At 66.2% G+C, this 13802-nt stretch carries 16 protein-coding genes; 13 read left to right on the forward strand and 3 right to left on the reverse strand.

The genetic code is table 11. The features are described 5' to 3' along the window. The 7 genes from NGK62_RS26505 to NGK62_RS26535 all read left to right on the forward strand — a co-directional run bounded on the left by NGK62_RS26505 (position 1) and on the right by NGK62_RS26535 (position 5841). Positions 1-1116: a carbon-phosphorus lyase complex subunit gene (locus NGK62_RS26505; RefSeq protein ID WP_059379461.1), complete on the forward strand. Its 1116-nt coding sequence runs from the start codon at positions 1-3 to the stop codon at positions 1114-1116. Beyond that, positions 1113-2006 carry an alpha-D-ribose 1-methylphosphonate 5-phosphate C-P-lyase PhnJ gene (locus NGK62_RS26510; RefSeq protein ID WP_059379460.1) on the forward strand — a complete coding sequence of 298 codons (894 nt, stop codon included), beginning with the start codon at positions 1113-1115 and terminating at the stop codon, positions 2004-2006. The genes NGK62_RS26505 and NGK62_RS26510 overlap by 4 nt, the downstream gene beginning before the upstream one ends. After that, positions 2003-2779 carry a phosphonate C-P lyase system protein PhnK gene (phnK, locus tag NGK62_RS26515; protein ID WP_059379459.1) on the forward strand — a complete coding sequence of 259 codons (777 nt, stop codon included), beginning with the start codon at positions 2003-2005 and terminating at the stop codon, positions 2777-2779. Before NGK62_RS26510 ends, phnK begins: the two co-directional genes overlap by 4 nt. Positions 2780-2781: 2 nt before the next feature. Then, complete coding sequence (phnL, locus tag NGK62_RS26520) at positions 2782-3504, forward strand: phosphonate C-P lyase system protein PhnL (protein ID WP_251881123.1); 723 nt, start codon at positions 2782-2784, stop codon at positions 3502-3504. After that, a complete protein-coding gene (locus NGK62_RS26525) occupies positions 3504-4703 on the forward strand; it encodes an alpha-D-ribose 1-methylphosphonate 5-triphosphate diphosphatase (protein ID WP_059379457.1) in 1200 nt (399 codons plus the stop codon). Before phnL ends, NGK62_RS26525 begins: the two co-directional genes overlap by 1 nt. 23 nt (positions 4704-4726) lie before the next feature. Continuing rightward, positions 4727-5269, forward strand: a complete 543-nt coding sequence (locus NGK62_RS26530) for an MOSC domain-containing protein (RefSeq protein WP_059379500.1) — start codon at positions 4727-4729, stop codon at positions 5267-5269. Between the two features lie 137 nt (positions 5270-5406). After that, positions 5407-5841, forward strand: a complete 435-nt coding sequence (locus NGK62_RS26535; protein ID WP_054451475.1) for a hypothetical protein — start codon at positions 5407-5409, stop codon at positions 5839-5841. A gap of 24 nt (positions 5842-5865) precedes the next feature. On the opposite strand, the gene NGK62_RS26540 is transcribed toward NGK62_RS26535, so the two are convergent. Both NGK62_RS26540 and NGK62_RS26545 read right to left on the reverse strand, forming a co-directional pair. Beyond that, entirely contained in the window at positions 5866-6243 is a 378-nt protein-coding gene (locus NGK62_RS26540) for a hypothetical protein (RefSeq protein ID WP_059379499.1), read from the reverse strand. Between the two features lie 150 nt (positions 6244-6393). Further along, entirely contained in the window at positions 6394-7692 is a 1299-nt protein-coding gene (locus tag NGK62_RS26545) for a dicarboxylate/amino acid:cation symporter (protein ID WP_059379498.1), read from the reverse strand. 354 nt (positions 7693-8046) lie between these two features. Here NGK62_RS26545 and NGK62_RS26550 point away from each other — a divergent pair, with 354 nt between their 5' ends. Next, positions 8047-8946 carry an SMP-30/gluconolactonase/LRE family protein gene (locus NGK62_RS26550; protein ID WP_059379456.1) on the forward strand — a complete coding sequence of 300 codons (900 nt, stop codon included), beginning with the start codon at positions 8047-8049 and terminating at the stop codon, positions 8944-8946. Positions 8947-9148: 202 nt separating this feature from the next. Beyond that, on the forward strand, positions 9149-10213 hold the full coding sequence (fba, locus tag NGK62_RS26555; protein WP_059379455.1) for a class II fructose-bisphosphate aldolase: 1065 nt from the start codon (positions 9149-9151) through the stop codon (positions 10211-10213). A 97-nt stretch (positions 10214-10310) separates the two neighbouring features. On the opposite strand, the gene NGK62_RS26560 is transcribed toward fba, so the two are convergent. After that, on the reverse strand, positions 10311-10766 hold the full coding sequence (locus NGK62_RS26560) for a GFA family protein (protein WP_059379454.1): 456 nt from the start codon (positions 10764-10766) through the stop codon (positions 10311-10313). A gap of 263 nt (positions 10767-11029) precedes the next feature. On the opposite strand from NGK62_RS26560, the gene NGK62_RS26565 reads away from it, so the two are divergent. The 4 genes from NGK62_RS26565 (at position 11030) to purE (ending at position 13799) form a co-directional block, all read left to right on the forward strand. After that, complete coding sequence (locus NGK62_RS26565) at positions 11030-11911, forward strand: phosphoribosylaminoimidazolesuccinocarboxamide synthase (RefSeq protein WP_059379453.1); 882 nt, start codon at positions 11030-11032, stop codon at positions 11909-11911. Between the two features lie 521 nt (positions 11912-12432). Further along, positions 12433-12591: a DUF5993 family protein gene (locus NGK62_RS26570; protein WP_013395673.1), complete on the forward strand. Its 159-nt coding sequence runs from the start codon at positions 12433-12435 to the stop codon at positions 12589-12591. Between the two features lie 10 nt (positions 12592-12601). Beyond that, positions 12602-13174: a disulfide bond formation protein B gene (locus tag NGK62_RS26575; protein ID WP_059380208.1), complete on the forward strand. Its 573-nt coding sequence runs from the start codon at positions 12602-12604 to the stop codon at positions 13172-13174. 103 nt (positions 13175-13277) lie between these two features. Beyond that, on the forward strand, positions 13278-13799 hold the full coding sequence (purE, locus tag NGK62_RS26580; protein WP_054451468.1) for a 5-(carboxyamino)imidazole ribonucleotide mutase: 522 nt from the start codon (positions 13278-13280) through the stop codon (positions 13797-13799). Positions 13800-13802 lie beyond the last annotated feature (3 nt).

Below are 13802 nucleotides of genomic sequence, written 5' to 3' on the forward strand. Positions count from 1 at the left end.
ATGTACGTAGCCGTGAAAGGGGGCGAACGCGCCATCCTCAATTCCTACCGCATGCTGGACGACTACCGGCGCGGCGACCGCGAAGTGCCCGAGCTGAGCCTGGACCAGATCCGCGAACAGATGCCGCTGGCGGTGTCGCGGGTCATGGCCGAGGGCTCGCTTTACGATCCGCAGCTGGCGGCGCTGGCCATCAAGCAGGCGGCGGGCGACCTGATCGAAGCGGTGTTCCTGCTGCGCGCCTACCGCACCACCTTGTCGCGCTTTGGCTATACCCAGCCCATCGACACCGGCCGCATGCGCCTGCAGCGTCGCATCTCGTCCACCTTCAAGGACGTGCCTGGCGGGCAGATCCTGGGGCCTACCTACGACTACACCCAACGCCTGCTGGACTTTTCGCTACAAGCGCAGCGCGAGGCCGACGCCTTGCCGCCGGGCGGCGAGGCGCTGGACAGCGCCATGCCGCGCGTTACCGACCTGCTGGCGCATGACGACCTGATCGACGCGGAAGCCGTGCCCGAAGGCGATCCCGAACCTTTCGACCTGACCCGGCAGCCGCTGGATTTCCCGGCCTCGCGCGCGGCCCGCCTGCAGAACCTGGCGCGCGCGGACGAAGGTTTTCTGTTGTCCATGGGCTATTCGACCCAGCGCGGCTATGGCAACACCCACCCCTTCGCCGCCGAGATCCGCTACGGCGCGCTGGAGGTGGAAATGCATATCGAGGAACTGGGATTCGCCGTCACCGTGGGTGAAATCGAGATCACCGAATGCCAGATGGTCAGCCAGTTCGCCGGCAGCGCCGAGGAAGGCCCGAAGTTCACCCGGGGCTACGGCCTGACCTTCGGCTATGGCGAACGCAAGTCCATGTCGATGGCGCTGGTGGACCGCGCGCTGAAGGCGCGCGACCTGGGCGAACGCGCCGATTCCCCGGCCAACGACCACGAGTTCGTGCTCTATCACAGCGACAACGTCGAAGCCTCCGGTTTCGTGCAGCATTTGAAGCTGCCGCACTACGTGGACTTCCAGGCCAACCTGGAACTGTTGCGGCGCATGCGCGCCGAACGCGCCGCGCCAGAGGCCGCGCGCAACGATCTGATGGACGAGGCGGTTTCCCCATGACGACGCAATACGCAACGGTCGAACGCGACGACCACTACAACTTCGCCTATCTGGACGAATCCACCAAGCGCATGCTGCGCCGCGCCTTGCTCAAGGCCGTCGCCATCCCCGGTTACCAGGTGCCTTTCGGCAGCCGCGAAATGCCGCTGCCCTATGGCTGGGGCACCGGCGGCATCCAGGTGACGGCGTCCATCATCGGCGCGAACGACGTGCTCAAGGTGATCGACCAGGGTTCGGACGACACCACCAACGCGATCAACATCCGCCGCTTCTTTGGCCGGGTCACGGGCGTGGCGACGACGGAATCCACTTCTGCCGCCACCATCGTGCAGACCCGCCACCGCATCCCCGAGACGCCGCTGGCGGAGGGGCAGATCATGGTGTTCCAGGTGCCCATCCCTGAACCGCTGCGCTGGCTGGAGCCTTCCGAAACCGAGACGCGCACCATGCACGCGCTGGCCGAATACGGCGGCATGCACGTCAAGCTGTACGAAGACATCGCGCAGCACGGCCATATCGCCACCACCTATGACTACCCGGTCATCGTGAACGGGCGCTACATGATGCGGCCGTCGCCCATCCCCAAGTTCGACAACCCCAAGCTGGACCGCAGTCCCGCGCTGATGCTGTTCGGCGCGGGCCGAGAAAAGCGGGTCTACGCGGTGCCGCCCTACACCCAGGTGAAGAGCCTGGACTTCGAGGACCATCCGTTCCGGGTGGAGACCTGGAGCGAGTGCTGCGACCTGTGCGGATCGCGCGATAGCTATCTGGATGAAATCATCCTGGACGACGCCGGCACGCGCCGCTTCGTCTGCTCCGACACCGAGTACTGCAACGACCGCCAGGCGCAGCAGGGCGCGCAACAAGCCAACCAGGAGACCGCGGCATGAACGTCCAACCCTTGCTTTCGGTGCGCAACATGACGCGCACCTGGGACGGCGTGCATGGCTGCCGCAACGTCAACTTCGATCTGTATCCCGGCGAAGTCCTGTGCGTGGTCGGCGAGTCCGGCTCCGGCAAGAGCACGCTGCTGTCGGCCGTGTCGTACCAGACCCGGCCGGACGCGGGCAGCGTCTGGTACGACACCCGCGACCAGGGCTTTACCGATTTGGCCGCGCTGCCCGGGGCGCGCCTGCGCCTGCTGTCGCGCACCGATTGGGGCTTCGTGCGGCAGAACGCCAGGGATGGCTTGCGCATGCAGGTCAGCGCGGGCGCCAACATCGCCGAGCGGCTGATGGCGGTGGGTGACAGGCACTATGGCGACCTGCGCCAGGCCGCCGGCAATTGGCTGCAAAAGATGGAAATCGACGCGGGCCGGCTGGACGACAGGCCCACCTCGTTCTCGGGCGGCATGCAGCAGCGCCTGCAGATCGCCCGCAACCTGGTGACCCATCCGCGCCTGGTGTTCATGGACGAACCCACGGCTTCGCTCGACGTGTCGGTGCAGGCGCGCCTGCTGGACCTGCTGCGCCAGCTGGTGGCCGACCTGGGCCTGGCCGCCATCGTCGTGACCCACGACCTGGCCGTGGCGCGCCTGCTGGCGCACCGGACCCTGGTCATGCGCGGCGGCGAAGTCGTCGAAAGCGGCCTGACCGACCAGATCCTCGACGATCCGCAGCATCCCTACACCCAGTTGCTGGTGTCTTCCATTTTGCAGAGCTGACCATGCCTGAAAAGACTCCCATGATCGAGGTGCGGGGCCTCGGAAAGATGTTCACCCTGCATAACCAGGGCGGCATGCGCCTGCCCGCGCTGGAGTCGGTCGACTTCGACGCGGCCGCCGGTGACTGCCTGGTGCTGGCGGGACCGTCCGGCACCGGTAAGAGCACCTTGCTGCGCTGCCTTTACGGCAACTATCTGGCGACCGAGGGCAGCATCCGGGTGCGCTGGAACGACGAATGGGTGGAGCTGGCCGGCGCTCCCGAGCAGCGCATCCTGGCGTTGCGGCGCGAGGTGATCGGCTACGTCAGCCAGTTCCTGCGCGTGATTCCGCGCGTGTCGGCGCTGGACGTGGTGGCCGAGCCACTGCGCGCGGCGGGCGTGGAGGCCGATGAGGCCCGTTCCCGCGCAGCGGCCCTGCTGCAGCGCCTGAACGTGCCGCCGCGCCTGTGGGGGCTGGCGCCCGCCACGTTCTCGGGCGGCGAACAGCAGCGCGTGAACATCGCGCGCGGTTTCATCGCGCGCCATCCTGTCCTGTTGCTGGACGAACCCACCGCCTCGCTGGATGCCGACAACCGACAGGTCGTGATCGCGCTGATCCGCGAGGCAATGGCCGAAGGCCGCTGCCTGCTGGGCATCTTCCACGATGCCGAAGTGCGCGATGCCGTCGCCACGCAGACCCTGGCCTTGCGTCCCGCCCAACCCGCCCTGGCCGACCTGGAGCAATGATGCAGAGCACCTATCTCACCCATGCCCGCGTGGTGCTGCAGGACCGCGTCCTGGAGGACAGCGCCGTGCTGATCGACGATGGCCGCATCGTCGCCATCGAACCTGCCGGGGCACGCGCGGACTACGAGATCGACCTGCGCGGCCAGACCTTGCTGCCGGGATTGATCGACCTGCACTGCGACGCCATCGAAAAGGAAGCCGAGCCGCGTTCGCGGGTGCTGTTTCCGCTGGATTTCGCGGTGGCCCAGGTGGACCGCCGCAATGCCGCGGCCGGTATCACCACGCCGTATCACGCGCTGTCCTTCGCCAACAGCGAGTGGGGCGTGCGCAACAACCAGACGGCGGCGGAAGTGGTGCGCACGGTGCGCGCCTTCGGCCAGCACAGCCTGGTGGACAACCGCGTCCATTGCCGCTACGAAGTGACCGACGCGACCTCGGTCGATGTGCTGCGCGCGCTGATGGACGAGGGCGCGGTGGACCTGCTGTCGGTCATGGACCATTCGCCGGGCCAGGGCCAGTTCAAGACGCTGGAGTCCTATCTGCAATACATGATGGGCAACCACGCGATGAGCCGCGAACAGGCCGAGGAGGCCGCGCAGGCCAAGACGCGCGCCAAGGACGGCGCGGTAGCGCGGGTGGAGGCGTTGCTGTCGCATGCGCAGGGGCTGGGCATACCGACAGCCAGCCATGACGACGATTCGATCCATCGCATCGCCACCATGCGCAACCTGGGCGTGGCCATGAGCGAATTCCCGATCACCCTGGATACCGCGCGCGCCGCGGTGTCCTGCGGGCTGCCTACCATCCTGGGCGCGCCCAACGTGTTGCGCGGCCAGAGCCAGAGCGGCTCCATGCGCGCCATCGACGCCATCCGCGCGGGCGTGGCCAGCTGCCTGTGCTCCGACTACCAGCCGTCGGCGTTGATCGCGGCGGCCTACACGGTGGCCGCGCAGACGGACCTGACGCTGCCGCAGGCGGTCGCGCTGGTGACGCTGAATCCGGCGCAGGCTTGCGGCCTGTCCGACCGCGGGCGCATCGCGCCGGGGCTGCGCGCGGACCTGGTGGCGGTGGCGCAAGTGGGCACGCAGCCGCTGATCAGCCATACCTGGTCGGCGGGGCGGCTGGTATTCTCGGCGCACTATCCGTCTGTGCGCGCGAGCGAGCAACGGGCGTCCGAAACGCAGGCCGTGGCGGCCTGAACCGGTTCCTGGAGAGAGATGTGTTGCATCCCATCGTGACAGCCGTGGCCTGCAGCCCGACGCACGGGTTCAGCAAGCCGGTGGTGCCGGCCATCATGTTGTTGAAGGGGCTGGGCGTGGAAGGCGACGCCCACATGGGCGTCACGGTCAAGCACCGCTCCCGCGTCAAGGCGGACCCGACGCAACCCAATCTGCGGCAGATCCACCTGATCCACGGCGAGCTGCACGACGAGCTGCAGCTTGCCGGCTTCAACGTGGCCGAAGGCACCATGGGCGAAAACATCACCACCCGCGGCATCGACCTGCTGGGCCTGCCGCGCGGGGCGCGCCTGCATATCGGCGCGCAGGCGGTGGTCGAGATCACCGGCCTGCGCAATCCGTGTTCCCAGCTCGACAACTACCAGCAGGGCCTGACCGCCGCGGTGCTGGGCCGCCATCCGGACGGCAGCCTGATGCGCCGCGCCGGCATCATGGGCATCGTGATCGAGGGCGGGGCGGTGAGCGCCGGCGATCCGATCCGCGTGGCGCTGCCCGAATTGCCGCACCTGCCGCTGGAGCGTGTCTGAACACCTTCTGCGCAGGGCCGGCCTGTCGCAAAAACATCGCCGGCATGCGCAGCCGGGAGGCCGCGCATCTGGTTAAATGACGGGAAAGGCGCAGCCGCGATTTCCGCGGCGCGCCGGCCCTTTTTCCGGAGTTTGCGATGGCACGATTCAATTTCACCCAGGATCCCGAGGAACCCGATCTGTGGGCCGCGGAGAACGTCGCCGCCGGCAAGGGCCGCCCGCCCATCCACGTGATGATCCAGACTGACGGCGAAGAGCCCGACAGCAGCGCGTCCAAGGTGGTCAAGGCCATCATCGACGATCTCGACGACCAGATCCTTGCCGCGGCCGAGTTCCTGCTGGAAAACTACTCCTACGAGCACTACAAGAAGCTCGGCCTGGACGACAACCAGCTGCTGCAGGAAGAAACCCCCGAAGCCATGGCCCAGCATGCCGTGCTGCGCGCGCTGTGGCTGTTCGACGAAGACGGCGACGGCTATGAACTGTGGTTCACGCTGCCCTGGGATCCGGTGCATACCTACGACGTGGAATTCGAGGACGGCGCGCCCGTCTCGTGCTCGGTCAACGACTGAGGCGCGCAGGCCCCAGGGGCGTGCTTATCGATCCAGCTCGAACTTCGTCGCCTGGCTCTGGCCCAGCGAATCGTCGTAGCGGTACAGCATCTTCAGGGACTTGCCCTTGCGCACCGTGTCGGCCGCGGTGTTCTCAAGCACCACGTCGATCTCGCGGCCGACGAATTCGGTGCAGTCGGTATCGGCGCGGGCGCCATCGGGGATGTCCGCGTTCCTGACCTTCAAGCGAAACATCAGTTGCGTCAGTTCCGTGCCGTCGGTGCGGTACTGGCGCATCACCACGGGCAGGTTGGCCACGGTGCCGCCCAGCTCGCAGGAAATGCGGGTCCAGGCGTAGGAGGCGGGCGCGGCGGACATCAGGGCCGCGGCTGCCAGGGCGCAGCGCAGGCTAAGGCGTTTCATGGCATGAGAACTGAGCGCGGCGCCCATGCGTGCCGCGCCGGGATGGGGAGCGAAGGGTTTTATATGTTGCTCCCGGCCATGGCGCCGGTCAAGCTGGCGCAAGCCATGAAAAAAACGGGCCATGCGGCCCGTTTTTCATTGCCTGCTGTTTCAGGCGTTCTGGTTTGCGGCCTGTCCCGGGGAGGCTTCCCCGGCTGCGGCGGACTCGGTATCGGCCGTGTCCTCGCGATTGCCTTCCAGCTTGGAGATCACGGCGGTGGCCAGGCTGTTGCCGACCACGTTGGTGGCGGTGCGGCCCATGTCGAAGAACTGGTCGATGCCCATGATCAGCAACAGGCCTGCTTCCGGCAGGTGGAACATCGGCAGGGTCGCGGCCACCACCACGAGCGAGGCGCGCGCCACGCCGGCCATGCCTTTGCTGGTGACCATCAGCACCAGCAGCAGCGTCAGCTGCTGCGTAAAGCTCATCTGGATGTTGTAGGCCTGGGCGATGAACAGTACCGCGAAGGACTGGTACATCATCGAGCCGTCCAGGTTGAAGGAGTAGCCCAGCGGCAGCACGAAGCCCGAGATGCGCTTGGGCACCCCGAAACGGGTCAGCGCCTCGATGGTCTTGGGGTAGGCGGATTCGCTGCTGGCCGTGGAGAACGCCAGCAGCGTGGGCTCTTTGATCAAACCGCCCAGGCGGAAGGTCGACTTGCCTAGGAACAGGTAGCCCACGGCGAACAGAATGGCCCACAGCAGCGCCAGGCCCAGGTAGAACTCGCCTATCAGCTTGCCGTAGCTGACCAGCACGCCCAGGCCCTCGGTGGTGATGGCGGCGGCCATGGCGGCGAACACGCCCAGGGGCGCGAAGCGCATCACGTAGTCCGTCACCCGGAACATGATCTTGGCCAGTTCGTCGATCAGGTTGTAGATGGCGTTGTGGCCCTTGCCGCGGATGAAGGACAGGGCGGCGCCGAAGAACAGCGAGAACACCAGGATCTGCAGGATCTCGTTGTTGGCCATGGCCTCTGCGATGCTGCGCGGGAACACGTGCGTGATGAAGGCCTTGAGCGTGAAGTCGCCCGTCTTCAGGCCCGAGGTCAGGCCCGCGTCCGGCAGCGCCAGGTTCATGTGCGCGCCCGGCTGGAAGATGTTGACCAGCGCCAGGCCCAGCAGCAGCGACAGGGCCGATGCGGCGATGAACCAGACCATGGCGCGCATGCCGATGCGGCCCACGGCGCTGGCGTCGCTCATGCTGGCCAGGCCGGTCACCAGGGTGGCGAAGACCAGCGGGGCGATGATCATCTTGATCATGCGCAGGAAGATGTCGGTGACGAGACTGAAGTACGAGGCGATCTGCAACGCCTCTTTCTCATTCTGCGCGTAGTTGTGGCAGAAATAGCCCACCACGATGCCCAGCACCATGGCGATGCCGATGTAACGCGTCAGCTTCTTAGTGTTCATGATCAAAACGGAAAACAGGGATCGTTTGCCTGGCCCGGCAGGGCGGGCGCGCCGGCATGAGGGCGGGCAAGAGGATCCGGAGAGGGGATGCCAGGGTAGGCCGCGAGGCCCGGGTTTACCCTTGGGGCGCGATCTTAACGCCGCACACCTGACACGCAGTTGTCAGGTTGGGGACGGATGGCGCCGCTTCCTGGGGCGACGGCAAGTAGCGGGCGATAGCGAAGATGTATCAATTTGGAACGGCTGCGCTATCGCTCGCCGCCATGCCAGAATGGTTCAGCCCCAGCGCCCGCGAGCCTGGGGCAACACACGAACAACAGGCCCCTGCGCGGGGCCGCATGAGGAGACTAGGCAATGCCGAAACGCGAACTGTCCGTGCTGGCGTCCGGATACACCTATCTGGAGGGGCTGCGCTGGCACGAAAACCGCCTGTGGGCGTCGGACTTCTATACCGAGCAGGTCATCGCCGTGGACCTGGAGGGCAAGGTCGAGCAGATCTGCAAGGTGCCGCAGCAGCCTTCCGGGCTGGGCTGGCTGCCGGACGGCCGCCTGCTGATTGCGTCCATGAAGGACCGCAAGCTGCTGCGGCGCGAGACGGACGGCACGTTGGCCGTGCACGCCGACCTGTCGGCGTACACCGGTGGCCCGGTCAACGACATGGTGGTGGATGCGCAAGGCCGGGCCTATGTGGGCAATTTCGGTTTCGACCTGATGGCGGGCGAGCCGGTCCGCAATACCGGCATCGTGCGCGTCGATCCCGACGGCTCGGCGCGCCAGGTGGCCGAAGGGCTCTGCTTTCCCAACGGCTCGTTCATCACGCCGGACGGCAAGACCATGATCGTCAACGAAACCTTCGGCAACCGCATTTCCGAGTTCGACATCCTGGCCGATGGCGGGCTGGGGCCGCGCCGCGACTGGGCCGATTTCGGCCCCTTGCCGGCCAGCGACGACCTGGGCGTGCTGATCGCCGCTTCCGCCATCGGGCCCGACGGCGGCGCGCTGGACGCGGAAGGCGCCTTGTGGGTGGCAGACGCCATCGGCAAGCGCATCGTGCGCGTGGCGCGCGGCGGCAAGATCCTGGAGCAGATCGACACCGGCGAATTCGGCATCTTCGCCGCCGCCCTGGGCGGGCCGGATGGGCGGACCCTGTTCATGGCGGCCGCGCCCGACTTCATCGAGGCCAACCGGCGCGCCAAGCACCAAGGCTGCATCCTGATGACCCGGGTGGACGTGCCGCACGCCGGCCGGCCGTAGACGCCGCAGTTTCTGGCGCGGCGCGCCCCGCCGCGCCATCGGTCCTTCGGGCGAGCCGAAGGCTGGCCTGAGCCTTTCGTGCTCATCTGAATGGACCGGATACGGGCGGTTGCAAGACCTTTCGTCGAATCCCCCGTAAAATCACCCCATTCAGCAAGTCTTCAATCATCTTTCAATAGACAGTACCTAAGGAGGACCACTCATGGCCCTAGTCTCCATGCGCCAGTTGCTCGACCACGCCGCCGAGCACGGCTACGGCATTCCCGCTTTCAACGTCAACAACCTGGAACAGGTCCAGGCCATCATGGAAGCCGCTGCGGAGACCGACAGCCCGGTGATCATGCAGGCCTCGGCCGGCGCGCGCAAATACGCGGGCGAAGGCTTCCTGAAGCACCTGATCCAGGCCGCCGTGGAATCCTATCCCCACATCCCCGTGGTCATGCACCAGGATCACGGCCAGTCGCCCAAGATCTGCCAAGGCGCCATCGACCTGGGCTTCTCCAGCGTCATGATGGACGGTTCGCTCAAGGAAGACGGCAAGACCATCGCCGACTACGACTACAACGTCGAAGTCACCAAGAAGGTCGTGGACACCGCCCACAAGCTGGGCGTGACGGTCGAAGGCGAACTGGGCTGCCTGGGTTCCCTGGAAACCATGGAAGGCGACAAGGAAGACGGCCACGGCGCCGACGGCAAGCTGACCATGGATCAGCTGCTGACCGATCCGGAACAAGCGGCCGACTTCGTGCGCCGCACGCAACTGGACGCCCTGGCCATCGCCATCGGCACCAGCCACGGCGCCTACAAGTTCACGCGCAAGCCCACTGGCGACATTCTGTCGATCTCCCGCATCAAGGAAATCCACGCCCGCCTGCCCAACACCCACCTGGTGATGCACGGCAGCTCCAGCGTGCCGCAGGAACTGCTGGCCGAGATTCGTGAATTCGGCGGCAACATGAAGGAAACCTACGGCGTGCCCGTCGAGGAAATCCAGGAAGCCATCAAGTACGGCGTGCGCAAGATCAATATCGACACCGATATCCGTCTGGCCATGACCGGCGCGATCCGCCGCTTCTTCGCTGAAAACCCGGAAAAGTTCGACCCGCGCGAATACCTGAAGCCGGCCCGCGCCGCCGCCAAGGCGATCTGTGTGGCTCGCTACACCGAATTCGGCACCGCCGGCAACGCCAGCAAGATCAAGGCCCTGCCGCTGACCGAAATTGCCGCGCAATACGCGTCGGGCAAGCTGGCTCAAGTGGTGCAGTAAGCAAAGCTGCGGGGCTGGACGCTTGAGGCGTCCGGCGCCCGGGCGCAATGAAAAGCGGTCCGCGCATGCGGACCGCTTTTTTTTGCCTGCGCCGCCGCTAGGGCGCAGGCGAGTTGCGGGGAAAGTGCGGCACGGTCCGGTCGACGTGGTGCCAGGACGGGGCCGAGTCGGTCCAGAGGGTGGCACGGGCGCGGAAGGCTTCCGGATCGTCCAGCGAACCGGCCCGCACGATGTCATAGCCCATGCCCGCCGAGTTGCCGAACAGCGGAGTGCCGCAGTCCGCGCAGAAGCTGCGCATCACGGTATGGCCGGATTCGCCGCGGTAGCGGTGCTCTTTGGGGTTGCCGCGCAGGAGCGTGATGGAGCCGGTGGGGAAGATCAGGGCATGGGCCGGGGCGCCGCCGCTGGAATATTGGCAGTCCCGGCAATGACAGGTCGCCGCCATGATCGGTTCATCGGTGATGGCGTAGCGGATGGCGCCGCATTGGCAACCGCCAGTCAGGTGCACCTGCGCGTCGGCGTGGGCGCTGCGTTTGGGGGAAGCATCCTGCATACGGCTCTGTCTCCAGCTTGGGGTCAGCGCCGTGACGCCAGAGGCGGCCGGCGCGCATCATAGGGGAGGCAAGAGCCTAACCCGGCCGCCGGGCGGCGTCGAGGGGAGGCCCGGCAAAACCTGTCCATTTGCAGTAACCTATGCGCTTCGCAAGACCCACGCGCGTCGCGCCGGCCTTGCACGCGGTTCCCGGATTCCGTTCTACTTCCCGCCCTGGCGCCTGCCCGAGGCGGGAATCTTCATTATTGCCATAGGCCATTCCCGTGACTTCTGCTTTGCATCAATCCAGCATCAAGTCCTTGCCGCTGCTGGGCCGCGGTAAGGTGCGCGACATGTACGCGGTGGGCGACGACAAGTTGCTGATCGTCGCATCGGATCGCATCTCTGCATTTGACGTGATTCTTGACGACCCCATCCCCGGCAAGGGACAGGTGCTGACCGAGCTGACCGAGTTCTGGCTGCAGAAGCTGGCCCACATTCTGCCGAACCACTCCACCGGCATCAAGCCCGAAGACGTGGTCGCGCCGGACGAAATCGACCAGGTGCGCGGCCGCGCCGTGGTGGTCAAGCGCTTGAAACCCATCCTGGTGGAAGCGGTGGCCCGCGGCTACCTGATCGGCTCGGGCTGGAAGGACTACCAGGCCACCGGCGCCGTCTGCGGCATCAAGCTGCCCGCCGGCCTGCAACAGGCCAGCCAGCTGCCCGAACCCATTTTCACGCCCGCCGCCAAGGCCGAATTCGGCATGCACGACGAGAACGTGGACTTTGCCCACGTAGTCAAGGAAGTCGGCCAGGAAATGGCCGAGCGCATCCGCGACGTGACCCTCAAGCTGTACGCCGAAGCGGCCAAGTTCGCGGCCACCAAGGGCATCATCATCGCCGACACCAAGTTCGAATTCGGGCTGGACGACGATGGCACGCTGTACCTGATGGACGAGGTGCTGACGCCGGATTCCTCGCGCTTCTGGCCGGCCGACGGCTACCGCGTGGGCATCAGCCCCCCGTCGTTCGACAAGCAGTTCGTTCGCGACTGGCTGGAAACCCAGACCTGGGACAAGACCCCGCCCGCGCCGCGCCTGCCGCAGGACGTGCTGGAAAAGACCGCCGCCAAGTACCGCGAAGCCCTGGACCGCTTGGTCGCCTGAACGCTTACGGCCAAGGAAAACCCGCTCCTAGGGCGTCCGGATGACGAAAATCCGGATCGCACTTCGGTTTTGTGAAGCAGGGTTCTTGAGCCGCCGGCGTCCGGACTGCGGGATTCCGATGCTCGCCCCGGTGGGGCTGCGCTTCGGATCCCTCCGCCCGGCCACCGGCTCACGACATCTGCCCGTGAGCGGGGTCCGAAACCTACGCATTAGGCGACTGCCAGCCGAGGACCCGGAGCCATCCGAAGCGCAGCCCCATTGGGGCGAGCATCGGAATGGCGCAGGGCAGCCTCGGCGGCTAAAGAACCCTGACATCCGCAAGCTAGAAGCCCTGCCGCTCCCCCCGGAAGTTGCCCTTACGTGCAATTTCCGCGGGACGGTTCAGATGGAGCGGCTTTTTCGCCCTGAAAGCGCCCGCCCTACAAGGGTTATCAGGGCTTTCGATAGGATTTATTGCGAATTGTGACGTTATAATTCCCGGCTGCTTGCATGGGGACGTTCCCCAGAAAGGAGCTCCCAGCATGGTAATGATGTTGCCTTTCCTGACTGGCCTGATCGCGGTGTGGTTTGGCATGCTAGGCAGGCGCCGCCCCTGCGTGACCTTCTGGCTGCTGACGCTGGCGCTGTTCGCCGCCTGGTGCCAGTACCACATGACCAGCCCGCTGGCCTTGTCGTTCTGAGGGCGGGGCGATGATCTTCTCCCGCAATCCCGCGCGCGGCTCGCGCGTCCTCAATGGCCTGGCGCTGCTGGGCGTCACCGGCGCCCTGGGCATGGCCTTCTTCTGGCAGATCGCCTACGACGAACTGCCTTGTCCGCTGTGCCTGTTGCAGCGCGTGGCGCTGTTGCTAGCGGGCGTGGGCTTTTTGCTGAACATGCGGCTGGGGCCTTCGCCCATGCACTATGCGATGAGCATCGCGGCTGCATTGGGCGGCATGCTGGCCGCCGGCCGGCAAGTGCTGCTGCACATCGCGCCGGGCGATCCGGGCTACGGTTCGCCCCTGCTGGGCCTGCACTTCTACACCTGGGCGTTCATCGCCTTTGCCGCCATCATCGTGTTCTGCGCCGTGATGCTGGCGGTCGACCGCAAATGGGGCGACAACATGTTGCGCAAGCCGGTGTCGGTGCTGGGCGTGCTGGTCATGGCCCTGTTTTTCCTGGTGGCGCTGGCCAATGTGGGCAGCACCACGCTGGAGTGCGGTTTCGGGCCTTGTCCGGACAACCCCGCCAGCTACCAATGGCTGGATTCCGCCTCCGCGACATAGCCCTTGCCGGCGCCGGGTAAAATACCGGGTTTCGCGGCATCCGTCCGCGGTCCTTTGACTTTCCGCGGCCCTGAGCCGCGGTCTCAACTCTACGACACCGGTTATGACAGCCAAGACTTCCGCAGCGGCAGAGGCCACCCCCGTGGTGGGCGTGATTATGGGTTCTTCCAGCGATTGGGAGGTCATGAAGCACGCGGTCACGATGCTGGAGGATTTTGGCGTTCCCCATGAGGCGCGCGTGATCTCCGCGCATCGCATGCCGCAGGACATGGCCGAGTACGGCGCGGCGGCGCATGCCCGCGGCCTGCGCGGCATCATCGCCGGCGCCGGCGGCGCGGCGCACCTGCCGGGCATGATGGCCGCGCTGACCGAAGTGCCGGTATTCGGCGTGCCGGTGCCGTCCAAGTACCTGCGCGGCGAGGATTCGCTGCTGTCCATCGTGCAAATGCCCAAGGGCGTGCCGGTGGCCACCTTCGCGATCGGCGAAGCCGGCGCGGCCAATGCCGCGCTGCACCTGATCGCCACCCTGGCTGGCACGGACGCGGGCTTGCACAAGAAGCTGGTGGCGTTCCGCGCCCGCCAGACGCAAGCCGCGCGCGACATGAAGGTTCCGCCCGAGGCCTGATCA

It is taken from the genome of Achromobacter sp. Marseille-Q4954, from assembly GCF_943737025.1.
Taxonomy (GTDB): domain Bacteria; phylum Pseudomonadota; class Gammaproteobacteria; order Burkholderiales; family Burkholderiaceae_B; genus Achromobacter; species Achromobacter bronchisepticus_A.

Coding starts and splice junctions, on each gene's coding strand:
- NGK62_RS26505 (WP_059379461.1), top strand. CDS start 1: ATGTACGTAGCCGTGAAAGGGGGCGAACGCGCCATCCTCAATTCCTAC.
- NGK62_RS26510 (WP_059379460.1), top strand. CDS start 1,113: ATGACGACGCAATACGCAACGGTCGAACGCGACGACCACTACAACTTC.
- phnK (WP_059379459.1), top strand. CDS start 2,003: ATGAACGTCCAACCCTTGCTTTCGGTGCGCAACATGACGCGCACCTGG.
- phnL (WP_251881123.1), top strand. CDS start 2,782: ATGCCTGAAAAGACTCCCATGATCGAGGTGCGGGGCCTCGGAAAGATG.
- NGK62_RS26525 (WP_059379457.1), top strand. CDS start 3,504: ATGCAGAGCACCTATCTCACCCATGCCCGCGTGGTGCTGCAGGACCGC.
- NGK62_RS26535 (WP_054451475.1), top strand. CDS start 5,407: ATGGCACGATTCAATTTCACCCAGGATCCCGAGGAACCCGATCTGTGG.
- NGK62_RS26540 (WP_059379499.1), bottom strand. CDS start 6,243: ATGAAACGCCTTAGCCTGCGCTGCGCCCTGGCAGCCGCGGCCCTGATG.
- NGK62_RS26545 (WP_059379498.1), bottom strand. CDS start 7,692: ATGAACACTAAGAAGCTGACGCGTTACATCGGCATCGCCATGGTGCTG.
- NGK62_RS26550 (WP_059379456.1), top strand. CDS start 8,047: ATGCCGAAACGCGAACTGTCCGTGCTGGCGTCCGGATACACCTATCTG.
- fba (WP_059379455.1), top strand. CDS start 9,149: ATGGCCCTAGTCTCCATGCGCCAGTTGCTCGACCACGCCGCCGAGCAC.
- NGK62_RS26560 (WP_059379454.1), bottom strand. CDS start 10,766: ATGCAGGATGCTTCCCCCAAACGCAGCGCCCACGCCGACGCGCAGGTG.
- NGK62_RS26570 (WP_013395673.1), top strand. CDS start 12,433: ATGGTAATGATGTTGCCTTTCCTGACTGGCCTGATCGCGGTGTGGTTT.
- NGK62_RS26575 (WP_059380208.1), top strand. CDS start 12,602: ATGATCTTCTCCCGCAATCCCGCGCGCGGCTCGCGCGTCCTCAATGGC.
- purE (WP_054451468.1), top strand. CDS start 13,278: ATGACAGCCAAGACTTCCGCAGCGGCAGAGGCCACCCCCGTGGTGGGC.